Source organism: Massilia sp. YIM B02763 (assembly GCF_030412015.1).
Lineage (GTDB): Bacteria > Pseudomonadota > Gammaproteobacteria > Burkholderiales > Burkholderiaceae_D > Telluria.
Genome location: NZ_JASNRD010000002.1, coordinates 238,564 through 265,530 on the forward strand (window position 1 = coordinate 238,564; position 26,967 = coordinate 265,530).

The window sequence follows — 26,967 nt, forward strand, 5'->3', positions numbered from 1 at the left end:
GACTACCGTGCTGGATCTGGGACGCACCTTCCTGCAAAGCGTCGAGCGCAGCCCCCATGCGCTCGCCGTGGTCGACGGCGAACAACGCCTGACCTATTCCGAATGGTACGAGCGCATGCAGCGCCTCGCCGCCGGCCTGGCCGCCCTGGGCCTGGGCCGGGGCGACCACCTCGTCGTCGTGCTGCAGAACCGCATCGAGATGGCGACCCTGCATTGGGCCTGCCAGTTCCTCGGCGTCATCGTCACGCCGCTCAACTGGCGCGCCAAGGCCGAGGAAGTCGAGTATTGCGTGACGGACGCGCAGGCGAAAGCCATCGTGTTCGAGCCGGTCAGCGAAGCGGCGGTGGCCGGCAGCGCGGCCGCGTCGCGCCTGCCGCGCATCGCCGTCGGCGACGCCATCGGCAGCATCGCCGGCACGCTCCCCTACGACGCGCTGCTGGACAAGCGGCCCGCCGCCCCCATCCTGGCCGCCGGCGCGGAAGACATCGCGCTGATGCTGTACACCTCGGGCACGACGGGCAAGCCGAAGGGCGTGCCGCGCCGCCACCGCGCCGAGCGCGCGGCCGCGCTGGGCCACGTGGCGCAGAACCTGTACCGGCGCGGCGAGCGCACGCTGGGCGTCATGCCGTTGTACCACACGATGGGCGTGCGCTCGCTGCTGGCGATGGCCCTCGTCGACGGCGTGTTCGTGTGCGTGCCCAAGTTCGACTGCGCCGCCGCGTTCCGCTCGATCGAACGCGAACGCATCACCGCGCTGTACCTCGTGCCCACGCTGTACCACGACATGCTGAGCTGGAGGGAGCAGAACGCGACCGACATCTCGTCCGTCACCAAGCTGGGCTTCGCCGGCGCGCCGATGCAGGACGGCCTGCTCAAGCGCCTGCAGAAGACCTTCCGGCCGGAGCTGTTCGTCAACCACTACGGCTCGTCCGAGGTCTTCACCTTCGCCTACGACCAGGACGCCACCCGCAAGGCCGGCAGCGCCGGGCGCGCCGGCATCAATACCCGCATCCGCGTGGTGCCGCTCGACGCGCGCGACGCCGGCGTGCAGATGAAGCCGGGCGAGGAAGGCCAGATCGTGTGCGAGCTGGAAGGCGACGAAGCCTTCGACGCCTACTGGAACCGCCCCGACGCCGACGAGAAATCGATCCGCGCCGGCTGGTACTTCACGGGCGACACCGGCTACCTGGACGCGGACGGCGACCTGTTCGTCACGGGACGCGTGGACGACATGATCATCAGCGGCGGCGAGAACATCTCGCCGGTGGACATCGAGTCCGTGCTGTCGCTGCACCCGAGCGTGGACGAGGTGGCCGTGGCCGGCCTGCAGGACGAGCGCTGGGGCCAGCGCGTGGTCGCCTTCGTCAAGCCGCGCGGCGAGACGAGCCCGGAAGCGCTGAACGACTACGTCAAGGGATCGGACCTGCACAACTTCAAGCGCCCGCGCGACTACGTGTTCGTGCGCGAGATCCCGAAGTCCCCGGTCGGCAAAATCCTGCGCCGCAAGCTCGTCGCCGGCGAATACGAGACCCTGCCAGGCGGCAGCGACCGCAACGATGGAGACGCACGATGAAGAACGACACCCCGGCACCGAAAGCGCGCGACCTGCGCACGTGGCTCGCGCACCTGCAGGCGACGGACCGCCTGGCCGTGATCCGTGAAGGCACGCCGCTGAAGCACCGCCTGGCCGCCATCGCCAAGCGCCTGGACGGCCAGCAGGCCGCCTATTTCCAGCAGCCCGAGGGCCACGACATCCCCGTGGTGTCCGGCTTCGTCTCCCGCCGCGCCTGGATCGCCGAGGCGATGGGCGTCGCGCAATCCGGCCTGCTGGCCGCGTTCCGCCACGCCGCCGAGCACCCGCTGCCATGGCGCGAGGTGGCGCCGGGCGAGGCGCCCTGCCAGCAGGTCGTCACGCGCATGGACGAGACGCACGACCTGAACGTGATGCTGCCGATCCCCACGCACAGCGAGCACGATAACGGCCCCTACATCACGGCGGGCCTCGTCATCGCGCGCAATCCGGCGACAGGCGTGCAGAACGTGTCGATCAACCGCATCCAGGTGCACGGGCGCGACCGCATGGCGATCCTGATGCTGCCGCGCCACCTGCTCGCCTTCTACAAGGCGGCCGAGGAACAGGACCGGGCGCTCGAGGTGGCCGTCGTGATCGGCGCCGACCCGCTCACGCTGCTCGCGTCGCAGGCCATCACGCCGATCGACCACGACGAGCTGGAGATCGCCGGCGCACTGCACGGCGCCCCGCTGCCGGTCGTGAAATGCACGAGCAATGATGTGCGCGTGCCGGCCAATGCGGAGATCGTCATCGAGGGCCGTCTGCTGCCCAAGGTACGTGAGCCGGAAGGCCCGTTCGGCGAGTTCCCCAAGTACTACAGCGCGCAGGAGAAGCGCGAGGTGATCGTCGTCGACGCCGTCACCACGCGAAAGAAACCGATCTACCACACGATCGTGCCGGCCGAGATGGAGCACCTGCTGCTGGGCTCCATCCCGCGCGAGGCGACGATGCTGGCGCACCTGCAGCGCAGCTTCCCCGGCGTGCTGGACGTGCACCTGTCGGTGGGCGGCGTCGGCCGCTACCACTTGTTCGTCAAGTTCCGCAAGCAGCGCGAGGGCGAGCCGAAGAACGTGATCCTGGGCGCCTTCGGCGCGCACTACGACATCAAGCAGGTGATCGTCGTCGACGAGGACGTCGACGTGCACGACCCGCAGCAGGTCGAATGGGCGGTCGCCACGCGCTTCCAGGCCGACCGCGACCTGGTCGTCATCAGCGGCGCCCAGGGTTCCGTGCTGGACCCGTCGACCACCGTCGCCTCCGGCCACGCGGACAGCGACGAGCCGGCCCCGCCGCACCTGCAGGGCATCGGCGCCAAGATGGGTCTGGACGCGACCCGCCCCGTGGCCTACCGCGGCCACGTGTTCACCAAGGTGCGCATCCCGGGCGAGGACGAGGTCGACCTGGCTGCGGAAATTGTGCCGGACGCCCGGGTCGACTGGACCGGTGCCGAGGTGGCGTCATGAATGGCAACATGAGCAAGCCCCGCCTCGTCGTCGCCATCACAGGCGCCAGCGGCGCCGTCTACGGCGTGCGCCTGCTGCAGGCGCTGCGCGCGGGCGGCGCCTGCGAGAGCCATCTCGTGATGTCGCCGTCCGGCGTGATGACGGCGCAGCAGGAGCTGGACATGGGCCGCGCCGACATCGAGGGCCTGGCCGACGTCGTCCACAACGTCAAGGACATCGGCGCCACCATCGCCAGCGGCTCGTTCCGCTGCGCCGGCATGGTGGTGGCGCCCTGCTCGATGAAGACGCTGGCCGCCGTCGCCCACGGCCTGGCCGACAACCTGGTATCGCGCGCGGCCGACGTGATGCTGAAGGAACGGCGCCGCCTCGTGTTGCTGGCGCGCGAGACTCCGCTGAACCTCGCGCACCTGCGCAACATGACGGCCGTGACGGAAATGGGGGCCATCGTGTTCCCGCCCGTGCCGGCCTTTTATACGAAACCGGCGTCGCTGGACGATGTGGTCGACCACACGGTGGGGCGCCTGCTCGACCTGTTCGACCTGCCGCACGAAGGCCTCGTGCGGCGCTGGGAAGGCATGCCGCGCGCCGGCGCTGCCGCCACCGAATGACAGAACAACCAAGGAGATCGCCATGACCCAACTGAAACACCCCGCCTTCGACCTGCTGGAAAAACTGGACGGCTTCCGCGTCGAGATCGACGCCGACCACGAACGGGCCGACATCGTGCTGTCCAACGGCCAGTTCAACATCATCTCGATGGGCCAGCGCGACCAGCTGCGCCTCGTGTTCGAGGCGCTGGACGCGGACGAGCGCGTACGCGTGATCGTGCTGCGCGCCGAGGGCCAGCACTTCTCCAGCGGCGGCGACATCAAGGGCTTCCTGGAAGCCTCGCCCGAGCATGTGTCCAAGCTGGCCTGGAACATCGCCGCCCCGGCGCGCTGCAGCAAGCCCGTGATCGCGGCCAACCGCGGCTTCTGCTTCGGCGTCGGCTTCGAGATCTCGCTGGCCTGCGACTTCCGCATCGCCACCGACACCACCTTCTATGCGCTGCCGGAACAGAAGCTGGGCCAGATTCCCGGCTCGGGCGGCTCGGCGCGCCTGCAGAAGATGGTCGGCATCACGCGCACCAAGGACATCGTGATGCGCTCGCGCCGCATCCCCGGCAAGCAGGCCTGCGACTGGGGCGTGGCGACCGAGTGCGTGGCCGACGCCGAGCTGGAAGCCGCCACCGATCGCCTGGTCGACGAATTGCGCGCCTTCTCGCCGATCGCCCAGCGCACGGCGAAGAAGCTGCTGAACGATACCGAGGATTCGCCGCTGTCGATCGCCATCGAGCTGGAAGGCCATTGCTACAGCCGCCTGCGCGCCTCGGACGACTTCCGCGAAGGCGTGGAGGCCTTCCACGCCAAGCGCCCGCCCGTGTTCAAGGGCCGCTGAGCGCGGAGCACCCCGATGAGCGGACTGAACGCCCTCAACTACATCGACGGCCAGTGGCAGGGCGCGGCCGGCGGCGCCACCGCCGACAGCCGCAACCCGGCCGACGGCAGCGTCATCGGCACGCATGCGGCGAGCGGCCTGGCGGACGCGCGCGCCGCCATCGCCAGCGCGCGCCATGCCTTCGACACCTCGCTGTGGCCGCACGACATCCGCCTGCGCCAGGCCGTGCTGCTGCAGTGGGCCGAGCGGCTGGAAAAGCGCCAGGAGCTGGCCGCCCTGCTCACCCAGGAAAACGGCAAGGTGATGGGCCAGTCGCGCGGCGAGATGGCGGCAGCCATTTCCGAGATCCGCTACTACGCGGGCCTGGCGCGCCACATCCCGGGTCATTTCATGGAGGTCGAGCCGGGCGCCTACTCCGCCACGCTGCGCGAGCCGGCCGGCGTGGCGGGACTGATCATCCCGTGGAACGCGCCCGTCGTGCTGCTGGTCCGCTCGCTGGCGCCGGCGCTGGCGGCCGGCTGCACGGTCGTCGTCAAGCCGGCGCACCAGACCGCCCAGGTCACGGCCCAGGTGCTGCGCGAACTGGCCGCCGTCGACGCGCTGCCGCGCGGCGTGCTGAACCTCGTGCTGGAACGGGGCAGCGAGGTGGCGCGCGAACTGGTCGCGTCGAACGACGTGGACGTGCTCGGCTTCACGGGATCGAACGAGACGGGCCAGCGCATCATGGCGGCGGCCGCGCCGACGATGAAGAAGCTGTCGCTGGAACTGGGCGGCAAGTCGTGCTGCCTCGTGTTTCCCGACGTCGACGTGGGGAGCGTCGCGAAACGCATCGCCGCGGCCGCCACCATCATCTCGGGCCAGCAGTGCACGGCCGCGCGCCGCGTACTCGTGCACGCGTCGCGCTACGACGAGATGAAGCGCGCGCTGAAGGCAGCCCTCGGCGCCATCGTCGTGGCGCCGGGCGACAGTCCCGGCGCCGGCATGGGCCCGCTGATCGACGGCCAGGCGCTGGATGGCGTGTCGGGCAGCGTGGCGCGCGCGCTCGAGCTGTGCGACGAAGTCGTGCTGAAGGGCGGGCGTCCCGGCGGGCGCCTGGCCGGCGGCCACTTCCTGACGCCGACGCTGGTCGCGCACGACGATGTCGACGCCTTCTTCGTGCAGGACGAGATCTTCGGCCCCTTCGTCGTGCTGGAACGCTTCGCGGACGAGAAGGAGGCGGTGGCGCGCGCCAACCGCACGGTGTTCGGCCTGTCGGCGAGCGTGTGGACGCAGGACGGCGACCGCGGCATGCGCCTGGCGCGCGCGCTGCGCAACGGCACCGTATGGATCAACGAGCACAATCGCCTGTTCGCGGAAGCGGAGACGGGCGGCTACCGGCGCAGCGGCATCGGCCGCCTGCACGGCTACGAGGGCCTCTCCGACTTCCTCGAGACGAAGCACATCTACCGCAGCGCCGGCCTGGCCTGAGCCCGGCGCCCCTGCGCGGGGGCGCCATCCTCACTCCTGCGGCGTCTCCTGGCCGGATTCCGCCGGCGCCAGCAGGCGCAGGCGCGCCGCCAGCATCGCGATGAACAGCTTGGCCGCCGGATTCAGGGGCCGGCGCGGATGCGTCGCGCTGACCATGCGGCGCACGAGGCGGGGCGCCACCACGTGGTGCTCGCGCAGCGTGCCCTCCGCGATCTGGCGGTGCACGGCCACGCGCGGCACGATGGTGGCGGCATCGGTCTGCTCGACCAGCTTGATGGTGGCGACCAGCGAATCGATCTCGAACTTCGCCGCCAGCTCGATGTTCTCGTTTTCCGCGAAACCGTCGATGGTGGCGCGCAGGCCGTGCCCGAGCGTGGGCAGCACCAGGTCCAGGCCCAGCGAAGCCAGCTGGCGCAGCGTGAGGCTCGGCGGCACGTTCGCCTGCGCGTTCGCGCCGGTGATCAAGACCATCTCCTCGTCGACGATGTGCTCCAGGTCCAGCGCCAGCGGACGGCGCGGCTTGTTGACGATGGCGGCGTCCAGGCGTCCGCCCGCCACCCAGTCCAGCAGCGTGCTGGTATAGCCGTCGGCGACGGATACGTCCACGTCCGGATGGCGGCTGGAGAATTCGCTGAGGACGTCGACCAGCACGCCCTCGGTGACCGAGGCGACGAGGCCGATATTGACGTGGCCGCGGATGGCGCCGTCGCTGCTCTGCAGCTGGGCGTAGGCGTTGGAGAAGTCGCGCATGATGGGCAGGAACAGGCGGTACATCTGGCGCCCCGCCGCGGTGGGCACCATGCCCTGCTTGCTGCGTTCGAACAGCTGCTGGCCGACCTGCTCTTCGAGCTTGCCGATCTGCATGCTCAGGGCCGGCTGCACGATGTTCAGGCGGTGCGCGGCCCGGGTGACGGTGCCTTCTTCGTACAGCGCGATGAAGTAGTTAACTTGGCGAAACTCAAGCTGGCGAAATTCTTGCTGGCGAAATTCCATGGAAGCGGCCGACGGACCCAAAAGTCCATCTTACCGCATCCACGGGGTGCCGCGGTCAGCCGCGGCCCGCCAGCGCGATCGCGCCGGAGGGACGGCGCACGCCGGCCGGCGCCGCCGGGGCCACGGCCGCGCCGGACTGCTTCTTGAGGTGGAAGATGCCGACGGTGCGCGCCAGGCTTTCCGCTTCCTCGCGCAGCGCCTGGGCGGCGGCCGACGCCTCTTCGACCAGCGCCGCGTTCTGCTGGGTGGCCTGGTCCATCTGGGTGATGGCCTGGTTCACCTGCTCGATGCCGGCCGTCTGCTCCTGGCTGGCATTCATGATCTCGGTCATGATCGCCGTCACGCGGCTGACGCTCTGGACGATCTCGCTCATCGTCGCGCCGGCCTGGTCGACCAGTTCCGAACCATGGTTCACCTTGTCGACGGAATCGTCGATCAGGGTCTTGATTTCCTTGGCGGCGGCGGCCGAGCGCTGCGCCAGGTGGCGCACCTCGCCGGCCACGACGGCGAAGCCGCGGCCCTGCTCGCCCGCCCTTGCCGCTTCCACGGCCGCGTTCAACGCCAGGATATTGGTCTGGAAGGCGATGCTGTCGATGACGTTGATGATGTCGGCGATGCGCGTGGCCGAGCTGTTGATCTCGCCCATCGTCGAGACGACTTCCGTCATCACGCTGCCGCCCTTCTCGGCCACGCTCGACGCCGACACGGCCAGGGTGTTCGCCTGGCGCGCATTGTCGGCGTTCTGCTTGACGGTCGACGTCAGTTCTTCCATCGACGACGCGGTCTGCTCCAGCGCCGCCGCCTGCTGCTCGGTACGGCCCGACAGATCGAGGTTGCCGGCCGCGATCTGGCTGGCGGTGGTGGCGATGGTGTCGGTGCCGCTGCGCACGCGGCCGACGATGCCGGCCAGGCCCGCGTTCATCTCGTCCAGCGAGCGCATCAGGCGGCCCGTCTCGTCGTTGGCGCCGACCGAGATGTCCAGCGTCAGGTCGCCCGATGCCACGGCGCCGGCCACGCGCACGGCCTCGTCCAGCGGACGCACGATGCCGCGGATCAGCATGACGCCGACGAAGCCGGCCAGCGCCAGGCCCAGCGCCATGCCGGTCAGGCACACGGCGCGCACCAGCTCGTAGGTCGATTGCGATTCCTTGCGCGCTTCGTCGGCCTGCCCCAGCTGGACCTGGATCAAGTCGTCGATGGCGTCGCGGGCGGGCGTGAACAGCGTGTTCATCGCGCCATGCACGATCGCCGTGGCGGCGGCCGTATCGCCGGCGCGCAGCGCGGCCAGGGCCGGCTGCTGGGCCTCGGCGACGAATTTCTCGCGCGCCTTGGCGAACACGGCGCCTTCCTCGCGTTCGTGGTCCGTCATCTCGGTGGCCGTATAGGCCTTCCACAGCTGGTCGATGTCGCCGTTGTTGCGCTCCACTTCGGCGAGCAGTTCCTTGACCTGCTCGGGCTGGGCAGTCACCGCCCTGGCGATGTCGATCCGGTTGAGGTCCAGCTTGCGCACGATCTGGTCCAGCTGGCCGAGGCAGACGATGCTGTTGGCGTACAAGGACTGCAGACGGTCGTTCGCGTGGTTGAGGTTGATCAAGCCGATGGCGGCGCCGACGATCAGTTCCACGCCCAGCAGCGCGATGACGAAAATAAGACGAGCTTTGATACTGATATTTTTAATCATGACAACGTTTAGCCTGAAACCGACGGGAAACTTGCAGTATAGAAACCATACGCCCATCCGGGGCATAGTTCACAAAAAAATAGTCGGATGTGACAGTTGCGCGTAGCCGCGCAGCAACAACGGGCGGCTTGCAGGCTGGTGCAGGAAGCGCTTGCCGTCCCGCTGCCGGGACGGCTGAAGGTTATTCCAGTTCCTTGCGCTGGCGCGCAATGACTTCCGCCAGGCGGGTGACGGCCTGGGCCTTGGACGGCTGCTGCGAGAAGCGATCCAGCACCTGGCGCGCCAGGTCTTCCGACTCGGCGCGGTACTTGGCTTCGGCCTGGCGCGTGTCGATCTGCTCGCGCAGCGCGGCCAGCTCCGCCACCTGCTCTTCCTGGCGTGCCGATTCCAGCTCGATCAGGCGGCGCCGCGCCTCGTCCATTTCCTGGGTCGCCTGGGCGCTCTTGCGCTGCATCTCGGCGGCCTGCTGGGCGCTTTCGAGCAGCTTGCGCTGGGCGTCGCGCTTCTCGGCCGCGGCCTGCGCGGCTTCCAGCTCCGCCAGTTCGCGGGCGCGCGCCAGGCGGGTGCGCTCTTCCTCGGCGGCGGCACGCGCCTCGGCGGCGGCCACGGCGGCCCGCTCGGCGGCCAGCTTGGCGGCCGCGGCCTCGTTGGCGCGGGTATCGGCCGCCGCCTGCTGGCGCTGCGCGGCCAGTTTCTGCTCCAGCAGCATCAAGACGTCGTGGGCGGCATCGATGGCGACGCGCTCCGCCGCCAGCAATTCGTCGGCCAGCTGCTGCTGGCGCCGCTCGTGCTCGGCGCGTTCGGCCTGGGCCCTTGCCAGTTCGGCCGCCTTGCCGGCCTGGACCTGGTGCATCGCGGCGATCTCCTGCTCATGGGCGGCCTGCTCCTGCGCATGGCGGGTCGCCTCGGCCTGGGCGTCCAGGGCGGCCTGGCGCGCGGCCGCGCCGGCGCGCTCGGCTTCGAGCTGGGCCGCCAGCTGGGTCGACAGTTGTTCCGCCTGTGCGCGGTCCTCGGCGCTGCGCGCCTCGGCGGCGCGGGCCAGGGCCTGCTCGGCCTCGATGCGCCCCTGCTGCGCGGCGAGCGCCTCCCGTTCGGCTTGCACGCGCTGCTGCTCCGCCTCCAGCAACTGCTGCGCTTCGCGGGCGCGCTCTTCGGCCAGGGCCGCGGCCTGCTGCGCCGCCTCGGCCTGGGCGGCCATGGCGGCCTGGGCTTCCTGCTCGGCCGCGTTCTCGGCCGCGCGCGCATCCGCCGCGGCCTGGGACAGCGCCGCGCGTTCCTCGGCCAGCCGGCGTTCGCGGCGCTGCTCCTCCGCTTCGCGCAGGGCCGCTTCCCGCGCCAGCGCGTCGGCGCTGGCGCGCAGGCGCGACTGCTCGGCCGCGTCGCGTTCGGCGTCCAGGCGGGCCTGGGCCTGCTGGGCCTCGGCCTCCTCGGCGCCGGCGCGCTCCAGCGCCACGTCGCGCAGCTTGCGGTCGGCCTCGATGCGCGCCTCGGTGGCGGCCAGGATGCGCGCTTCTGCCTCGCGCCGGGCCTCGGCGGCGGCGGCGGCCATCTGCTCCTGGCGTTCGCGGTGCACGGCGGCGTCGCGCAATTCCTTCTCGGTCTGCAGGCGCAAGCGCAGCGACTGGGCGGCGGTGCGCTCGGATTCGGCCTGGGCCAGCGCGATCTGCTGGCGTTCCTGTTCGATATGGGCCAGGGCGCGCGCCTCTTCCAGCGCGCGCGCCTCGGCGGCCGCACGGGAGAATGCGGATTCCAGCGCCACCTGGTCGGCACGCTCGCGCTGCAGCGCCAGCTCGAGCGCCTCGGCTTCGGCCTGGGCCAGCTTCTCGGCGGTCTGGCGCGCGGCCTTCTCGGCCCGTTCGCGCTCGCGCGCCAGGATCGCCACGCGGGCGTCGGCGCTGGCGCTGTGCTGCACCTCCTCGCGCGCCGCATGCACGGCGGCGACGCGTTCGGCCGCCTGCAGGCGCGCCTGCTCCGACTGCTGCGCCAGCTCGTCCGCTTCGCGCTGGGCACGCTCGGCGATCTCGGCATCGATGCGGGCCTGTTCCGCGGCGCGTTTCCTCGCCTCGACCTCGGCGCGGGCCCTGGCCTCGGCCGCCAGCCGGATCTGGGTGTCGGCCTCGACGCGGGCGCGCAGCTCGGCGGTTTCCTGGCGGATGGCCTCGAGACGCTCGGCCGCGGCCTTGGCGGCGGCGCGCAGGGTCTCGATGCGGTCGCGGTTGGCCTCGATCGCTTCTTCCGACGCCTGGGTATTCGCCAGCGCGGCAGCCGCCGCCTGCGCGTCGATCGCGGCCCTTTCCTCGGCCAGGCTGCGCGCCCTTGCCTCGGCGTGGGCGCGGTTCTCGGCCGCCATCGCCGCCTTGGCTTCCGCCTCCACCCGCGCGATGCCTTCCTTGATCGCCCGGTGCTCCAGCTGTTCGCGCTGCGGCTCAGGTGCCGATGCGGATGCCGGCGCCGCGTGTTCCTGGGCGGCGGGCATCATGTCGATCGTGAAATCGGCGTCGTCGGCGCGGTCGGGCGAAGCGGGTTGGTCGGGCTGGTGCTGGTCGGTCATGGCGGCAGTCTCGCGAGTTGTCGAGGCGTGAGTTGTCGAGGCGTAAGTTGTCTAGGCGTCAATGCAGCCTCGCGTCCATTATGACGCAAGCGCGGCCCGCTTGTCGCGTCGAGCTGGGGTGCAAACGCCGTTCTGTTCACCGCATATTGACGCACCGCGTGGCGCCGCCGTCACACCGGCCACAGCGGCGGCTCGTCCATCAGGGCTACCTGCTCGCGCAGTTCCAGGATGCGGTCCTGCCAGTAGCGCTGGGTATTAAACCAGGGAAAGGCCGCCGGGAATGCCGGATCGTCCCAGCGCATCGCCAGCCAGCAGGAATAATGCACGAGGCGCAGCGTGCGCAAGGCCTCGACCAGGTACAGCTGGCGCGGATCGAAGTCGCAGAAATCCTCGTAGCCGGCCAGCACGTCGCCCAGCTGGCGCACCATGTCCTGGCGCTCGCCCGACAGCAGCATCCACAGGTCCTGGATGGCGGGGCCCATGCGGCTGTCGTCGAAGTCGACGAAGTGCGGCCCATCCGCCGTCCATAGCACGTTGCCGGCGTGGCAGTCGCCGTGCAGGCGCAGCTGCGGCAGGCTGCCGGCGCGCTCGTAGCAGCGCGCCACGCCGTCCAGCGCCTGGTCGAGCACGCTCGTGTAGGCGGCCAGCAATTCCGGCGGAATAAAGCCGTGGCCCAGCAGCCAGTCGCGCGGCGCGCGCCCGAAGGTGTCGATGTCGAGGCTGGGGCGCTGCGCGAACGGCCGCGCGGCGCCCACCGCGTGGATGCGGCCGATGAAGCGGCCGATCCATTCGAGGGTCCGCGGGTCCGACAGCTCGGGCGCCCGTCCGCCGCGGCTGGGGAAGACGGCAAAGCGGAAGCCCGCGTGTTCGTGCAGGGTGCGGCCGCGCAGTTCCATGGCCGGCACGGCCGGCACTTCCTGCGCCGCCAGCTCGGCGACGAAGGCGTGTTCCTCGAGGATGGCGACGTCGCTCCAGCGCTGCGGGCGGTAGAACTTGACCACCACGGGCGGCCCCTCCTCGCAGCCGGCGCGGTAGACGCGGTTCTCGTAGCTGTTCAGCGCCAGCAGGCGGCCGTCGCCGTACAGGCCCACGCTGTCGAGGGCATCGAGGACCATCGCGGGATCGAGACGGGAGAATGGATGGACTGCCGGGTGGGCGGCGGCGTCCTGCTGGTCGTGCTGGATATTCATGCCGCCATTGTAAGGCGGCCGGCGGACGGGCGTGGCCCCGGCGCGCCTTTTTTTCGCCCGGCGGGAGGCGCAGGCGTTACACTGGCACCTTCATGTGAAGGAACCACGTAACAATGCAACTCGAGCAACCCCTCTCCGAAAAAGAATTCGACGACCTCGACGGCTTCCTGCTGTCCGAACGCTGCCCCGAAGGCGCGATGACGCTGGACACGCTGCACGGCTACCTGACGGCCATCGCGATCGGCCCGCAGACCATCATGCCGGCCGAGTGGCTGCCGCGCGTGTGGGGCGAAGAAGGCGCCGTGCCGAACTGGAAGAACCCGAAGGAAGAGCAGCGCATCGTCAACCTGATCATGCGCTTCATGAACGAAGTGCTGATCACCTTCGAGGTCGCGCCGAAGGAATTCGAGCCCCTGTACGTCGAGCACGAGGTCGACGGCGAGACGCTGATCGATGCCGAAGCCTGGTGCTGGGGCTTCTGGGAAGGCATGGAACTGCGCCCCGGTTCCTGGGACGAGATCTGGGAGTCCGAAGCGGGCCCGCTGATGCGCCCCCTGTACCTGCTGGGCGCCGACGAGATCGACGAAAGCGAACTGGCCGAGGTCGAGGACCCGCGCAAGGCGCACAAGCTGGCGCTCGACATCGAGGCCAACCTGCCGGCCATCCACCGCTTCTGGCTGCCGCGCCGCAAGGGCGCCGTCGAGACGGTGCGCAACGAGGCGCCGAAGGTCGGCCGCAACGACGACTGCCCTTGCGGCAGCGGCAAGAAGTTCAAGAAGTGCTGCGGGGCGGAGCAGGCCTGATTCTCACTCGGACATGTGAATTCGGGGTCAGAGCACATTTTTTCCTGAATTCGGGGTCAGAGCACATTTTCGATAAATTGCTCTGACAGCAAACTCCTCGGCGTCGTGAACGACGTCCGGTAGAAATGCCGTCGGGAGAAGACTAAATTTTCCCGCAAACTATTGAGAGAAAAAGTGCTCTGACCCCGAATTTTCCCGATATTGTGCTCTGACCCCGAATTTCAGGCCGCCTGCGTCAGCCGGCTTTCCACCAGCGCCGCCAGCAGGTCGGACTGGCCCACGATCCCCACGAACTTCCCCTCCCCGTCCACCACCGGCACATGGTGCAAGCCCTCGTTGCTCATCAGCGGCACCAGGTGCGCGATGGTGTCGTCGGCGCGCACGCTGGCCACGTCCTTGCGCATCACGTCCGCCACGGCCGCCGGCTGCGGCGCGCGCACGCCCAGCAGGTGGCCCAGCAGCGCGCGCAGGCGTTCGCGCAGCGTCAGGTAGTCGTCCAGGCCGACGTGGCGCAGGAAGTCGTCCTGGCCGATCATGCCGACCACGCGCCGGTGCTCGTCCAGCACGGGCAGCGCGCGCAGGCGGTGGCGGCGCAGCTGGCGCCAGGCGTGCGGCAGGCCCATCGCGGGCCCGACGGTGACGGCATCGACCGACATGATGTCGGCGCAGGTGACGGTGCCGAAGCGGCGCGCGTAGGCGCGCATCTCGGTCTCGAGCAGGATCGCTTCCAGGTCGTCGCGGCTGACGTCCAGCACCTGGCCGTAACGCGCCAGGGCCGCGTCCAGGTCGGCGCTCGAAAAGCCCAGGCGCGCCGTCGGCACCGGGTCGCGCGTGGCGTGCACGTTGCGCAGCGCCGACTGCTGGGTGTGCGGATAGCGCCGGCCCGTCAGGTTGTTGAACACCAGTGCCACCAGCACGATCAGCGCCGAATTCAGGCCCACCGGCAGCAGGGCGAAGGTGAAGCCGGCGGCGTGCACGGCCGGCCCGCCCAGCACGGCCGTCAATGCCACCGCGCCGCTGGGCGGGTGCAGGCAGCGCAGCATGAACATCACGAAGATCGCCACGGCGCCCGCCAGCGGCGCGGCCAGCATCGGCTCGTGCACGACGCGCGCGCAGGCGATGCCGACCAGCGCCGAGATCGTATTGCCGCCGATGACCGACCACGGTTGCGCGAGCGGGCTGGCCGGCACGCAGAACAGCAGCACCGCCGACGCGCCCATCGGCGCGACCAGGGTCAGCGGCATGCTGCCGGCCCCCGCCATCTCGCTCAGGATGTAGGTGACGAACAGGCCGACCATGGCCCCCGCGACGGCGCGCAGCCGTTCGCCGCGCGATGCCGTCGTTGCCTGCGGCACGAAGGACCGCATCCATTCCATTCCCTTGTCCAGTGTCGCCACGGAGGTCTCTCCAGAAATTACATCACAGTATGATATATTGAAAGTCCCGACGATGTCAGCCGCTGCATGAAACCGAACCCTGCTCCAGCGCAAGACGCGCTGCAAAAATCCGACTTTGCCGCCCTGTCCGAATTCCGCTACCAGATGCGGCGCTACGAGCGCTTTTCCGAACGCGCCGTGCAGGCCGAGGGCATCACGCCGCTGCAATACCTGCTGATGTTGCACATCAAGGGTTTCAAGGACCGCGAATGGGCGACGATCGGGGAGCTGGCCGAGCGCCTGCAGGCGCAGCAGCATGGCGTGGTAGCGCTGGTCAGCCGCTGCGAGGCGGCCGGCCTGGTCGCGCGCCGCGTCCACGCCGAGGACCGGCGCCGCGTCGAAGTGCACCTGCTGCCGGCCGGCGAAGCGATCCTGGCGCGCCTGGCCGCCATCCACCGCGCCGAGCTGCGCGCCTTGCAGGGTGTGTTTACGGTGCCACATCTACCCTGAGATAGGGCTCGACAGCCATAGCGTTCAATCAATACAGATATTGATCATGTACGATATGAAACTACCTGGCTTCCCCAAGTACTTTCATCGAGGACACTATGATCGCTGCATTCACCCGCCCCCTGATCGCCGCCGCGCTCGTCGCAGCCGCCATCCTTCCCGCCGCCCAGGCCGCCGCGCCAATGGTCAAGACGCCGGCGCCCGGCTATGCCCGCGTCATGCTGGGCGACTTCGAGATCACCCCGCTGAACGACGGCACGGCCGACCTGCCGATGGACCAGCTGCTCAAGCAGCCGGCCGACGCGACCCGCGCCACGCTGTCGAAGAACTTCCTGAAACTGCCGCTGGAAACCTCGACCAATGCCTTCCTGGTCAATACGGGCAGCAAGCTGGTGCTGGTCGACACGGGCTCCGGCGCCTACTTCGGCCCGACGCTGGGCAAGCTGCTGAACAACCTGAAAGCCGCCGGCTACCAGCCGGAACAGGTGGACGAGATCTACATCACGCACATGCACCCGGACCACGTGGGCGGCCTGGCCGCCGACGGCAAGCGCGTGTTCCCGAACGCCACGCTGCGCGCGGCCAAGGCGGATGCCGACTACTGGCTGAACAAGGCGAACGAAGCGAAGGCGGCGGCCGACAAGAAAGGTTTCTTCGGACCGGCACAGGCGTCCATCACCCCCTATATCCAGGCCGGCAAGTTCAAGCCCATCGAAGGCGACGGCGAACTGGTGCCGGGCATCACCGCGCTGGCCGCGCCGGGCCACACCCCGGGCCACACGATCTACCAGGTGCAGAGCCGCGGCCAGAAGCTGCTGCTGATCGGCGACCTGATCCACGTGTCGACGGTCCAGATGGACAATCCGCAAGTGACGATCGGCTTCGACAGCGACGAGAAGGCGGCCTATGCGGCGCGCAAGAAGAATTTCGACCAGGCCGTCAAGGAAGGCGAACTGGTGGGCGGCGCGCACCTGCAGTTCCCGGGGCTGGGGCACCTGGTCGTCCAGGGCAAGGGGTACCGCTGGGTGCCGGTGAATTACACGCAGGTGCGCTGAAGCAGGCAGGCGAAAGCGGCCAGCCGGCAAGACGGCGTGCCTCGGCGGGGCACGCCGTGTTTTTACTTACAGCTTGATGAAGTGCTCGCGGTAGTAGCGCAGCTCCTCGATCGACTCGATGATGTCGGCCAGCGCCGTGTGCTTCTGCGCCTTCTTGAAGCCGGAGGCCAGTTCCGGCTTCCAGCGGCGGCACAGTTCCTTCAGCGTCGACACGTCCAGGTTGCGGTAGTGGAAGAAGGCTTCCAGCTTGGGCATGCCGCGCGCCATGAAGCGGCGGTCCTGGCAGATCGAGTTGCCGCACATCGGCGATTTATTCGCCGGCACCCATTGCTTGAGGAAGGCGATCAGTTCCTGCTCGGCCTGGGCCTCGTCCACGGTCGACGCCTTGACGCGGTCGATCAGGCCGGACTTGCCGTGCGTGCCCTTGTTCCAGTTGTCCATCTTGTCCAGCGTCTCGTCGCTCTGGTGGATGGCGAACACGGGACCCTCGGCCAGCACGTTCAGGTCGGGGTCGGTGACGACGACGGCGACTTCGATGATGCGGTCGTTGTCCGGGTCCAGGCCCGTCATTTCCATGTCGAGCCAGATCAGGTTGAACTCGTTGGGGCGCGGGGTGGCGATTGGGGTCGCTTGTGACATAATTCTCTCTTTACGCTTCAATTGGCAGGACCGCGGATAACGAACCCATCCACGTCGTCCCCGCGCAGGCGGGGACCCAATTTTTGCACGCGCAGCCGAACCGCGTGCAAATTGGGCCCCCGCCTGCGCGGGGGCGACGACATGGATGGTCGAGCGGCCCTGAAAAAGTAGATTTTCTCACAGGCACAGCATGCTTTCATCCGGGTTTTCGCTCGTTTTCGTATTTTTCCTCCTGCTGACGCTGGCCCTGCGCTATTGGCTGGCCAGCCGGCACATCGCTCACGTGCTGCGCCACCGCGGCGCCGTGCCGGCCGAGTTCGCCGCGAAGATCCCGCTGGCCGCGCACCAGAAGGCGGCCGACTACACGGTCGCCAAGACCCGCCTGGGCCTGCTGGGCGCGCTGTGGGGCGGCGCCGTGCTGGTCGGCTTCACGCTGCTGGGCGGCCTGCAGGCGCTGTCCAGCGCCGTGCTGCAGTTCACGGGCCCCGGCATGCTGCACCAGATCCTGCTGGTGGTGGCGTTCGCCGTCGTCTCGGGCGCGCTCGACCTGCCGTTCTCGTATTACCGCCAGTTCGTGCTCGAGCAGCGCTACGGCTTCAACAAGATGAGCGTCGGCCTGTGGATCGCCGACATGGTCAAGGGCGGCCTGGTCGGCGCCGTCATCGGCCTGCCGCTGCTGTGGGTCGTGCTGACGCTGATGGAAAAGACGGGCAGCCTGTGGTGGCTGTACGCCTGGCTGGTCTGGACCGGGTTCCAGCTGCTGATGATGGTGCTGTACCCGACCGTCATCGCGCCCATGTTCAACAAGTTCACCCCGCTCGCGGACGAATCGCTGAAGGCGCGCATCGAAGGCTTGATGGCGCGCGTCGGCTTCGCCTCCAAGGGCCTGTTCGTGATGGACGGCAGCAAGCGTTCGGCGCACGGCAACGCCTATTTCTCCGGCTTCGGCGCCAACAAGCGCATCGTCTTCTTCGACACCCTGCTCTCGCGCCTGGCCCCGCCCGAGATCGAGGCCGTGCTGGCCCACGAGCTGGGCCACTTCAAGCTCAAGCACATCGTCAAGCGCATGGCCGTGCTGTTCGCGCTGTCGCTCGTGTTCCTGGCCGTGCTCGGCTACCTGAAGGGACAGGCCTGGTTCTACACGGGCCTGGGCGTGGAGCCGCTGCTGGGCGCGTCCAACGATGCGATGGCCCTGCTGCTGTTCATGCTGGTGCTGCCCGTGTTCACCTTCCCGTTCTCGCCGCTGTCCTCGTTCACCTCGCGCAAGCACGAGTTCGAGGCCGATGCCTTCGCGGCCGCCAACAGCGATGCGCGCGACCTGGTCTCGGCCCTCGTCAAGATGTACGAGGACAATGCCTCGACGCTGACCCCGGACCCGATCCACTCCGCCTTCTACGATTCGCATCCGCCGGCCTGGGTACGGGTGCGGCAGCTGCAGGCGTCGGGGGCCGTATGAGCGCGGCCGTCCCTCTGATCGAACGCCACTGCGTCGAAGGCGCCGCGGCACTGGACGCGGCCGCCATCGCGGCCCTGCTCGCCCAGGTGCCCGGCTGGAACGTCGCCGGCAACCGGCTCGAGCGCCGCTTCGCCTTCCGCGACTTCCACGACACCATGGCATTCGTGAACGCCCTGGCCTGGATCGTCCACCGCGAGAACCACCATCCCGAGCTGCAGGTGTCCTACAAGCACTGCACCGTCGCCTTCACCACGCACTCGGCCGGCAACGCGCTGTCCGAGAACGACTTCATCTGCGCCGCCCGCATCGACGCGCTGTTCGCGGGACGGGCCGGCGCATGAGCAAGGCAGGCAAGCAAGTCCGGACCGGGGGCGAAGACCTGGCCGGCACCGTCGTCGCGGCCCACGGCCGCCACTACGTGGTCGACGTCGACGGCCAGCTGATGCAGTGCGTCACGCGCGGCAAGAAGACCAATGTCGCCGTGGGCGACGTCGTCCACCTGCAGCGCACGTCGGCCGACCAGGCCGTCATCGAACGGATCGCCGAGCGCACCACGCTGCTGTACCGCTCCGACCAGTACAAGAGCAAATTGCTGGCGGCGAACATCACGCGCCTGTTCATCGTCATCGCGACGGAACCGAGCTTTTCCGACGACCTCGTCTCGCGCGCCCTCGTCGCCTGCGAAGCGGCCGGCATCGAGGCCCACCTGATCCTGAACAAGGTCGACGTCGAGGAACCGCTGGCGCGCGCGCGCGAACGGGCGGCGCTGTACACGGGCATGGGCTATCCGCTGCACGAGGTGTCGGCGCGGACGCGGCCCGAGGAAGCGGTGGCGGTCTTGAAACCGCTGCTGGCGGGCCAGTCGTCGATCTTCATCGGCCAGTCCGGCATGGGCAAGTCCTCGCTGATCAACCTGCTGGTGCCGGACGCCGACATCGCCGTGCGCGAGATCTCGGAAGCGCTGGACACGGGCAAGCACACGACCACGTTCACGCGTCTGTACCGCTTGCCGGGCGACGCCGGCGGCAACATCATCGACTCTCCGGGCTTCCAGGAATTCGGCCTGTACCACCTGTCCGAAGGCATGCTGGAGCGCGCCTTCGTCGACTTCAAGCCTTACCTGGGCGGCTGCAAGTACTACAACTGCCGCCACCTGGCCGAGCCGCAATGCGCGATCCTGCAGGCCGTCGAGGAAGGCAAGATCGCGAAGCTGCGCCACGAGCTGTATGCGCAGCTGCTGCACGAGTCGGCGCAGACGCTGTACTGAATCCGTGCTTGTCGGTCCATAATTTCTTGGAAGGCAAGCAAAACCGCTTATAATTCAAGAGATCACCGCATCCCAGGCATAACATGGCTGTCACTCCCATCAAGCACTTCCTGCAGATTTCCGACTTCACCCGCGACGAGTTCGAGTACCTGATCGAACGTGCCACGGTCATCAAGCGCAAGTTCAAGGCCTACGAGGTGTACCACCCGCTGGTCGACCGCACGCTGGTGATGGTGTTCGAGAAGAGCTCGACGCGTACGCGCCTGAGTTTCGAAGCCGGCATGCACCAGCTGGGCGGCGCGGCGATCTACCTGAACACCCGCGACAGCCAGCTGGGCCGCGGCGAACCCGTCGAGGACGCGGGCCAGGTCATGTCGCGCATGTGCGACATCATCATGGTGCGTACCTTCGGCCAGGACATCATCGAGCGCTTCGCGGCCCACTCGCGCGTGCCGGTGATCAATGGCCTGACCAACGAACACCATCCCTGCCAGGTGCTGGCCGACATCTTCACCTACTGGGAACACCGCGGCTCGATCGCCGGCAAGACGGTGGCCTGGATCGGCGACGCCAACAACATGCTGTACTCGTGGCTGCAGGCGGCCGAGGTGTTCGGCTTCCACCTGAACGTGTCGACCCCGAAGGGCTACGACATCGACCCGGCGCTGGTCGCCACCAAGAACTACACGGTGTTCGAGAATCCGTCGGACGCCTGCGCGGGCGCCGACCTGGTCAACACCGACGTGTGGACCAGCATGGGCTACGAAAAGGAAAACGCCGAGCGCCTGAAGGCCTTCGACGGCTTCATCGTGGACGGCGCCAAGATGGCGCGCGCCAACAAGGACGCCCTGTTCATGCACTGCCTGCCGGCCCACCGCGGCGAGGAAGTCGCGGCCGAGGTCATCGACGGCCCGCAATCGGTCGTCTGGGACGAGGCCGAGAACCGCCTGCACGTCCAGAAGGCGCTGATCGAATACCTGCTGCTCGGCCGCATCGAGGACAAATAACGCATTACCGCATCACCCCAAGCTTGATCGTCGGCCCTCGCGGGCCGGCTGACCATCATCCCCTCCACGTTCATATCAATGGAACTTCCATGAGCGACATCAAAAAAGTAGTCCTCGCCTACTCCGGCGGCCTCGACACCTCCGTCATCCTGAAATGGCTGCAGGATCACTACCAGTGCGAAATCGTCACCTTCACCGCCGACCTCGGCCAGGGTGAAGAGCTGGAACCGGCACGCGCCAAGGCCATCAAGTTCGGCATCAAGCCGGAAAACATCTATATCGACGACGTGCGCGAGGAATTCGTGCGCGACTTCGTGTTCCCGATGTTCCGCGCCAACACCGTCTATGAAGGCGAATACCTGCTGGGCACCTCGATCGCGCGTCCGCTGATCGCCAAGCGCCTGATCGAGATCGCCAACGAGACCGGCGCCGACGCCGTCTCCCACGGCGCCACCGGCAAGGGCAACGACCAGGTGCGCTTCGAACTGGGTGCGTATGCGCTCAAGCCGGACGTCAAGATCATCGCCCCGTGGCGCGAGTGGGACCTGCTGTCGCGCGAGAAGCTGCTGAAGTACGCGGAAGACGCGGGCATCGAGATCGACATGAAGCACAAGAACGGCGGTGCTCCGTACTCGATGGACGCCAACCTGCTGCACATTTCCTTCGAAGGCCGCCACCTGGAAAACCCGAGCGCGGAAGCCGAGGAATCGATGTGGCGCTGGACCGTGTCGCCGGAACAGGCGCCGAACGAAGCCGAGTACCTGGACATCGAATACGCGCACGGCGACATCGTCGGCCTGAACGGCAAGAAGATGAGCCCGGCCGAAGTGCTGACCGAGCTGAACCGCCTGGGCGGCAAGCACGGCATCGGCCGGCTTGACTTAGTAGAAAATCGCTACGTCGGCATGAAGTCGCGCGGCTGCTACGAAACCCCGGGCGGCACCATCATGCTGCGCGCCCACCGCGCGATCGAGTCGATCACGCTGGACCGCGAAGTGGCGCACCTGAAGGACGACCTGATGCCGCGCTACGCGTCGCTGATCTATAACGGCTACTGGTGGGCACCGGAGCGCGTCGCGCTGCAGACGCTGATCGACCACACCCAGAAGAACGTCAACGGCTGGGTGCGTGTGAAGCTGTACAAGGGCAATGTCATCGTCGTGTCGCGCGATTCGAAGACGGATTCGCTGTTCGACATGAACATCGCCACCTTCGACGAGGACGGCGGCGCCTACAACCAGGCCGACGCCGGCGGCTTCATCAAGCTGAACGCGCTGCGCATGCGCATCGCGGCGAAGGCACGCGCCAAGCGCGGCCAGTAAGCCCCGACGCTGGACACGAAAAGCCGCCGGTCTGCAAGGACCGGCGGCTTTTTTACATCCCCGTCGTCCCTGCGAAGGCAGGGACCCAAGCTTGGTCTCAGAAACCCGTACGTCGGAAAAGTCGCAACCTATTTCAAGGTCGCGATTCTTGACGCTCAACTTGGGTCCCTGCCTGCGCAGGGACGACGGGGTGGTAGGAACAACGTTCTTACATGCCGGAGGCAAAAAAAACCGCCCTTCCCCCGTGAAGGGAAAGGGCGGCGAGAACAAACCCTGCCCGGGGCCGGAAGCGCCTCGTACTGCCCCCACAGCGTACGGGGCGCTTCCGGATCCGTGGACGGCGGGGCCGCCTCGGTAAAACGCGACAAATCGAACGTTCGTCAGAAGTGGAAGTTCGCGGTCAGGCTGGCCCAGCGCGGTGCGCCCGGCGTGTAGCGGTAGCCGCTCTTGTTGATCGCCGCGACATATTCCTTGTCGCCCACGTTGTACACGTTCAGCTGCAGGTCGACGTAGCGGTTGATGCGGTAGGCCGCCATCAGGTCCACGACCGTGTAGTCGTCGGCGTAGGCCGGGGTGCCGACGGCGCCGTCGGTGCCGCGCAGCAGCTTGCCCTGGTAGCGCACGCCGCCGCCCACCTTCAGGCCGAACGGGAACTGGTACGTGGTCCAGCTGGTGAACGCGCTCTTCGGCGTGTAGGTCAGCGCGTTGCCGCCGCCGGCCGTGATCAGGCGGCCCGCCTCGACGCTCGTGTCCATGTAGGTGTAGCCGGCGTTGACGCTCCATTCGCGGGTGATCTCGCCCGTCACGCTCAGCTCGACGCCCTGCACGCGCTTCTTGCCGGTCTGGTAGTACTGCTGGTCCACGGGATCCTGCTCGACCTCGTTCTCGACGTCGGTGCGGTAGAGCGCCGCGTTCAGGCCCAGCTTGCGGTTCATGAGCTCCATCTTGGCGCCGATCTCGGTCGTCTTGCTGACCTGCGGCACGAATCTTGGATTGGCGGCGCTGTTGGCGCTGCCGCTCAGCACGAGGTTCGAGCCCGGCGGCTGTTTCGAGTTGGCCCACAGCGCGTAGATGCTGCTGTTCTCGGTCGGCTTGTACATCGCCGACAGCTTGGCGCTGGCCACGTGGTCCGACACTTCCAGGTGGGCCGGGATCTGGGTGCCCACCGGCAGCGACGGGTTGGCGGCGGCCGTCGACAGCGTGACGGAGTCGTAGTCGACGTCGAAGTGGTCGACGCGCGCCGAGGCGCCGAACAGCCACTTGTCGCCCAGCTTGATCGTGTCGAGCACGTAGAACGACTGGTTGGTCGACTGGCCTTGGGTACGGGCGCCGCTGCGCACCAGGTTCAGGCCGGTCGGCTGGATCGACGGATCCGGGTGGTACAGGTTGGCCGGCGCCAGCGCGCCGCCGCCCGTATAGCTGAAGTTCTTCTGCTTCTCGTCGGTCAGGTCCAGGCCCGTCACCAGCGTGTGGTTCAGCTGGCCCGTGGCGAATTCGGTGGTCAGCGTGGTCTGGTTGGCCAGCACCGTGTTTTCCTGGTCCTTGATGGTGCGGTTGGTGCGCGCCAGCGTCCAGCGCGACGGATCGCCCGCGGAATCGATGTTGGCGGCCGTGCCCATGAAGGCGCTGAGCAGGTAGTCCTGCTGCGTCTTGCCGTAGCGGCTCGTGTTGCGCAGCTTCATGCGCGGGCTGAACTCGTGCTCGATGATCGCCGTCGCCATGTCGGCCTTGACCTTGTCGTAGTCGGACGTCGAGCCGTAGAAGTTGCGCGGATCGACGCGGCCCGCCGTGTTCAGCGCCGGGTCGGTCTTCGAGTCCGGGCTGGTGTAGCCCGGCAGGCCGATGGTCGGCACGCCGCCGTCCGGCGTATTGTCCTGCTTGACGTGCAGGTAGTTCAGGTACAGGTGGGTCGGGCCGTTCAGGCCGAAGGCCAGCGACGGCGCCACGCCCCAGCGCTTGTCGCGCACCACGTCGCGGCCCGGGATGCCGTTGTCCTGGTCGAGCAGGTTCAGGCGGAACGCGATGCCACGGGAAGGGTCGATGACCTGGTTGATGTCGGCCGTGCCGCGGCGGCGGTGTTCCTCGCCGACGGTGACGCTGGCATTGGCCGAGCTCTTCATCAGCGGCTGCTTGCTGTTCAGGTTGATCGAGCCGGTCGGCGCGCCGCGGCCCGTGTCGGTGCCGGCCGGGCCCTTGAGCACGTCGATCTGCTCGATGTTGAAGACGTCGCGCGAGATCGAGCCGATGTCGCGGATGCCGTCGACGTACAGGCTGCCCGAGGTGTCGAAGCCGCGCATGTAGATCGCGTCGCCGGTATTGGTGGTGCCGTTCTCGCCCAGGAAGAAGGTGCCGACGCCCGGGGTGTTGCGCAGCGCCTCGGTCAGCGTGGTGGCGCCCTGCTGCTCGAACAGCTCCTTCTTGATCACGATGACGGTCTGCGGCGTGTCGACCAGCTTTTCCGTGTACTTCGGCGACTGCGCGTGGTCGGCCTTGAAATCGCTTTCCTTGTCGCCGCGGATGTGCACGCGGCGCGGATTGTCGCGGTCCTCGTCGCTGAGCGGACGGGCGTCGGCGCTTGCCGGCGCGCTGGCTGCGGCCGTTGCTGCGGCAGCGGCGGCGTCGTCGGCGGCATGGGCCGCCAGCGGCAGGACCAGCATGGACAACGCCAGCTGGGCGGCGCCGGCGGGACGGCGGGAAGGAGTGGAATGCTTGCGGCTCTTGATTGCTCTCATGGTGGTCAGGACATCCAGCTTGGTATGTTTTTGTGAAATGTTTCTCTCAACGCAAATACTGTATCAAAGATTTCTCCAGAAGTAAACGCGAATCATTCTCATTTGTTTTATCAATTCTTCGTTTCCGCCGCCCGGCTTGGCAGTCTGTGGCGTCCGCGCTACCATTTCGCGTATCCCCTGCATTCGTTGAACGTGTCGATGAGCGAGACCGGTGCCAACCCCTGCCTGGCCTGCGGCGCCTGCTGCATGAGCTACCGCGTGTCCTTTTATTGGGCCGAGCCCGAGGCAGCCGGCCTGCCGCCGGCCATGACCGAACAGCTCACGCCCCACGTCGCCTGCATGGCGGGCACGAACGCGGCCCGGCCGCGCTGCGCGGCGCTGCAGTGCGGCGCCGGCGGCGGCGTCGCCTGCACGGTGTATGCGCACCGCCCCTCGCCCTGCCGCGAGGTCGAGATCGGTGATGAAAAATGCAACAAGGCACGTTTACGCCATGGCCTCGCCGCGCTGGCGGCACTCGCTGTCTAGTTTCCTGAGGTTTTTTACTCTTCGGCTGCTCCGCTCATGCACGCGGGATGATAAATTTCCGCAAGTTCCCCCAGATACGGAGTACGCATGTTCCAGCACTTGAGCATCAAGAACAAACTGATCGCCGGCTTCGCGACCATCGTCGCGATCATCCTGTTCCTGCTCATCCTCGCCTACAACAATTTCGCCAAGCTGTCCGAGGCCAACGGCTGGAACCGCCACACGCTCGAGGTACTGCTGCAGACGAACCAGGTCGCGACCTCGGTGCTGCAGATCCAGGCGTCCACGCACGGCTACCTGATCACGGGCAACGAGACGCTGGTCGCACCGATCGCCAACGAACACGCCATCGCCCGCAGCCATCTCAAGCGCGCCATCGAGCTCACCGCCGACAACGCCGCCCAGCAGCAGCGCCTGGCCCAGCTCGACACGACGATGACGTCCTGGATGGACAATGCGATCACGGCGCAGATCACGGCGCGCCGCAACGCCGGCGCAAGCGGGGCCGCCGGCGGGCTTGCCGCACGTTACGAGGCGACGGTGGTGGCCGGCTCCTCGACCGTCGCCACCATGCGCCAGTTGCTGGGCGAGGTCGAGGCCGAGGAAAACCGCCTGCTGGCGCAGCGCCTGGAGGACAGCACGGCCCTGCGCCGGACGATGAACCTGCTGCTCACCGGGGGCGGCGTGGCCTGCGTGCTGCTGGCGATCCTCGTGTCGACGCTGCTGGTGCGCGCCATCTCGCGCCCGCTGGCCAGCCTGACGGAAGCCAGCCGCCAGATCGCGGCAGGCACCGCGGGCGCGCGCGCCGAGGTGATGTCGCGCGACGAGCTGGGCCAGGTGGCCATCGAATTCAACCGCATGGCCCAGGCCATCGAGGACAGCCAGGCCAAGGAACTGGCCGTGTCGCGCGAGCTGCGCGCCAAGGTCGATGCGCTGCTGGGCACCGTGTCGAAGGCCGCGCGCGGCGACCTGACGGGCACCATCGACGTGCGTGGCGACGATGCCATCGGGCGCCTGGGGGAAGGCCTGGCCGCCATGTTCGGCAACCTGCGCAGCCTGCTCACCAACGTGCAGCGTGCCGGCATCCAGGTGACGACGTCGGCGACCCAGATCGCCGCCTCCGCGCGCGAGCAGGAAGCGACCGGCATCGAGCAGGCCCAGACCAGCGTCGAGGTGCTGTCGACCACGCGCGAGATCTCGGCCAATACCTCGCAGCTGCTGCGCACGATGGAAGAAGCGACCGAGGTCGCCGACTACACGACCACCGCCACCGCCGAGGCCCAGGACAACCTCAAGCGCATGGATCAGACCATGCAGCAGATGGTGGCGGCGACCGACTCGATCGGCGCCAAGCTGGCCGCGCTGTCCGAGAAGGCCAACAACATCACGGGCGTGCTGACCACCATCACCAAGGTGGCGGACCAGACCAACATCCTGTCGCTGAACGCGGCCATCGAGGCGGAAAAGGCCGGCGAGGCGGGCCGCGGCTTCTCCGTGGTGGCCAGCGAGATCCGGCGCCTGGCCGACCAGACCTCGGTGTCGACCTGGGACATCGAGCAGATGCTCAAGGAGATGCAGTCGGCGGTGACGGCCAGCGTCATGGGCATGGACAAGTTTTCCGAGGAGATCCGCAGGAGCGTGGGCGAGGCGCGCCACGTGGCCGAGCAGCTGTCCGGCATGATGGACCAGGTGCGCAAGCTGGCGCCCCGCTTCGACCTGGTGCTGCAGGGGATGCAGTCGCAGGCCGTGGGCGCCTCCCAGATCTCGGAGACGATGATGCAGCTGTCCGACGCCAGCCAGCAGACCGTCGACTCGCTCAAGGCCACCAGCGAGGCCGTGCATCAGCTGCAGTACGCCGCCAGCGACCTGCAGCAATCGGTCGCCACCTTCGCGGTGAACATGTAATGCTACGGGCGTGGG

The 26,967-nt window shown here is 68.0% G+C and carries 22 protein-coding genes; 15 read left to right on the plus strand and 7 right to left on the minus strand.

What is annotated here, in order from left to right:
* The first annotated feature begins 7 nt into the window (after positions 1-7).
* From QPK32_RS04580 to QPK32_RS04600, 5 genes are read left to right on the plus strand one after another with little or no spacing between them, the layout of a single operon-like run.
* Positions 8-1,573, plus strand: a complete 1,566-nt coding sequence (locus tag QPK32_RS04580; protein ID WP_290411587.1) for an AMP-binding protein — start codon at positions 8-10, stop codon at positions 1,571-1,573.
* The gene (locus QPK32_RS04585; protein ID WP_290411588.1) at positions 1,570-3,036 is read left to right on the plus strand and encodes a UbiD family decarboxylase; all 1,467 of its coding nucleotides are present in this window, start codon (positions 1,570-1,572) and stop codon (positions 3,034-3,036) included. The genes QPK32_RS04580 and QPK32_RS04585 overlap by 4 nt, the downstream gene beginning before the upstream one ends.
* A gap of 8 nt (positions 3,037-3,044) precedes the next feature.
* Complete coding sequence (locus QPK32_RS04590) at positions 3,045-3,644, plus strand: UbiX family flavin prenyltransferase (protein WP_290411589.1); 600 nt, start codon at positions 3,045-3,047, stop codon at positions 3,642-3,644.
* Between the two features lie 22 nt (positions 3,645-3,666).
* A complete protein-coding gene (locus QPK32_RS04595; RefSeq protein WP_290411590.1) occupies positions 3,667-4,473 on the plus strand; it encodes an enoyl-CoA hydratase/isomerase family protein in 807 nt (268 codons plus the stop codon).
* Between the two features lie 15 nt (positions 4,474-4,488).
* Positions 4,489-5,940 carry an aldehyde dehydrogenase family protein gene (locus QPK32_RS04600; protein ID WP_290411591.1) on the plus strand — a complete coding sequence of 484 codons (1,452 nt, stop codon included), beginning with the start codon at positions 4,489-4,491 and terminating at the stop codon, positions 5,938-5,940.
* Between the two features lie 30 nt (positions 5,941-5,970).
* Here the strand turns inward: QPK32_RS04600 and QPK32_RS04605 are convergent, their stop codons facing one another.
* From QPK32_RS04605 to QPK32_RS04620, 4 genes are all read right to left on the minus strand, one after another.
* Positions 5,971-6,933, minus strand: coding sequence for a LysR family transcriptional regulator (locus tag QPK32_RS04605; RefSeq protein ID WP_290411592.1), 963 nt, complete (start codon positions 6,931-6,933; stop codon positions 5,971-5,973).
* Between the two features lie 55 nt (positions 6,934-6,988).
* Entirely contained in the window at positions 6,989-8,614 is a 1,626-nt protein-coding gene (locus QPK32_RS04610; RefSeq protein WP_290411593.1) for a methyl-accepting chemotaxis protein, read from the minus strand.
* Between the two features lie 181 nt (positions 8,615-8,795).
* Positions 8,796-11,165 carry a hypothetical protein gene (locus tag QPK32_RS04615; RefSeq protein ID WP_290411594.1) on the minus strand — a complete coding sequence of 790 codons (2,370 nt, stop codon included), beginning with the start codon at positions 11,163-11,165 and terminating at the stop codon, positions 8,796-8,798.
* A gap of 170 nt (positions 11,166-11,335) precedes the next feature.
* Positions 11,336-12,355, minus strand: a complete 1,020-nt coding sequence (locus QPK32_RS04620) for a serine/threonine protein kinase (RefSeq protein ID WP_290411595.1) — start codon at positions 12,353-12,355, stop codon at positions 11,336-11,338.
* Positions 12,356-12,468: 113 nt separating this feature from the next.
* Between QPK32_RS04620 and QPK32_RS04625 the strand changes: the two genes are divergently transcribed.
* A complete protein-coding gene (locus QPK32_RS04625) occupies positions 12,469-13,158 on the plus strand; it encodes a UPF0149 family protein (RefSeq protein ID WP_290411596.1) in 690 nt (229 codons plus the stop codon).
* Between the two features lie 221 nt (positions 13,159-13,379).
* On the opposite strand, the gene QPK32_RS04630 is transcribed toward QPK32_RS04625, so the two are convergent.
* The gene (locus QPK32_RS04630; protein ID WP_290411597.1) at positions 13,380-14,555 is read right to left on the minus strand and encodes an HPP family protein; all 1,176 of its coding nucleotides are present in this window, start codon (positions 14,553-14,555) and stop codon (positions 13,380-13,382) included.
* Positions 14,556-14,621: 66 nt separating this feature from the next.
* Here QPK32_RS04630 and QPK32_RS04635 point away from each other — a divergent pair, with 66 nt between their 5' ends.
* Both QPK32_RS04635 and QPK32_RS04640 read left to right on the plus strand, forming a co-directional pair.
* Positions 14,622-15,044: a MarR family winged helix-turn-helix transcriptional regulator gene (locus QPK32_RS04635; protein WP_290411598.1), complete on the plus strand. Its 423-nt coding sequence runs from the start codon at positions 14,622-14,624 to the stop codon at positions 15,042-15,044.
* A 98-nt stretch (positions 15,045-15,142) separates the two neighbouring features.
* Positions 15,143-16,099 (plus strand): MBL fold metallo-hydrolase, encoded by a 957-nt coding sequence (locus QPK32_RS04640; RefSeq protein WP_290411599.1) that lies wholly within the window; start codon positions 15,143-15,145, stop codon positions 16,097-16,099.
* A 66-nt stretch (positions 16,100-16,165) separates the two neighbouring features.
* Here QPK32_RS04640 and orn read toward each other — a convergent pair whose 3' ends face one another.
* Positions 16,166-16,738: an oligoribonuclease gene (orn, locus tag QPK32_RS04645; RefSeq protein WP_290411600.1), complete on the minus strand. Its 573-nt coding sequence runs from the start codon at positions 16,736-16,738 to the stop codon at positions 16,166-16,168.
* A 190-nt stretch (positions 16,739-16,928) separates the two neighbouring features.
* Between orn and QPK32_RS04650 the strand changes: the two genes are divergently transcribed.
* From QPK32_RS04650 to QPK32_RS04670, 5 genes are all read left to right on the plus strand, one after another.
* Positions 16,929-18,194, plus strand: a complete 1,266-nt coding sequence (locus QPK32_RS04650) for a M48 family metallopeptidase (protein WP_290411601.1) — start codon at positions 16,929-16,931, stop codon at positions 18,192-18,194.
* A complete protein-coding gene (locus QPK32_RS04655; RefSeq protein WP_290411602.1) occupies positions 18,191-18,535 on the plus strand; it encodes a 4a-hydroxytetrahydrobiopterin dehydratase in 345 nt (114 codons plus the stop codon). The genes QPK32_RS04650 and QPK32_RS04655 overlap by 4 nt, the downstream gene beginning before the upstream one ends.
* The gene (gene rsgA / locus QPK32_RS04660) at positions 18,532-19,461 is read left to right on the plus strand and encodes a ribosome small subunit-dependent GTPase A (protein WP_290411603.1); all 930 of its coding nucleotides are present in this window, start codon (positions 18,532-18,534) and stop codon (positions 19,459-19,461) included. The genes QPK32_RS04655 and rsgA overlap by 4 nt, the downstream gene beginning before the upstream one ends.
* A gap of 83 nt (positions 19,462-19,544) precedes the next feature.
* Entirely contained in the window at positions 19,545-20,468 is a 924-nt protein-coding gene (gene argF, locus QPK32_RS04665; protein WP_290411604.1) for an ornithine carbamoyltransferase, read from the plus strand.
* 89 nt (positions 20,469-20,557) lie between these two features.
* Entirely contained in the window at positions 20,558-21,790 is a 1,233-nt protein-coding gene (locus QPK32_RS04670) for an argininosuccinate synthase (RefSeq protein WP_290411605.1), read from the plus strand.
* 380 nt (positions 21,791-22,170) lie between these two features.
* On the opposite strand, the gene QPK32_RS04675 is transcribed toward QPK32_RS04670, so the two are convergent.
* Positions 22,171-24,522, minus strand: coding sequence for a catecholate siderophore receptor Fiu (locus QPK32_RS04675; RefSeq protein WP_290411606.1), 2,352 nt, complete (start codon positions 24,520-24,522; stop codon positions 22,171-22,173).
* A gap of 198 nt (positions 24,523-24,720) precedes the next feature.
* On the opposite strand from QPK32_RS04675, the gene QPK32_RS04680 reads away from it, so the two are divergent.
* The gene (locus QPK32_RS04680) at positions 24,721-25,047 is read left to right on the plus strand and encodes a YkgJ family cysteine cluster protein (protein ID WP_290411607.1); all 327 of its coding nucleotides are present in this window, start codon (positions 24,721-24,723) and stop codon (positions 25,045-25,047) included.
* A gap of 87 nt (positions 25,048-25,134) precedes the next feature.
* The gene (locus QPK32_RS04685) at positions 25,135-26,952 is read left to right on the plus strand and encodes a methyl-accepting chemotaxis protein (RefSeq protein ID WP_290411608.1); all 1,818 of its coding nucleotides are present in this window, start codon (positions 25,135-25,137) and stop codon (positions 26,950-26,952) included.
* Positions 26,953-26,967 lie beyond the last annotated feature (15 nt).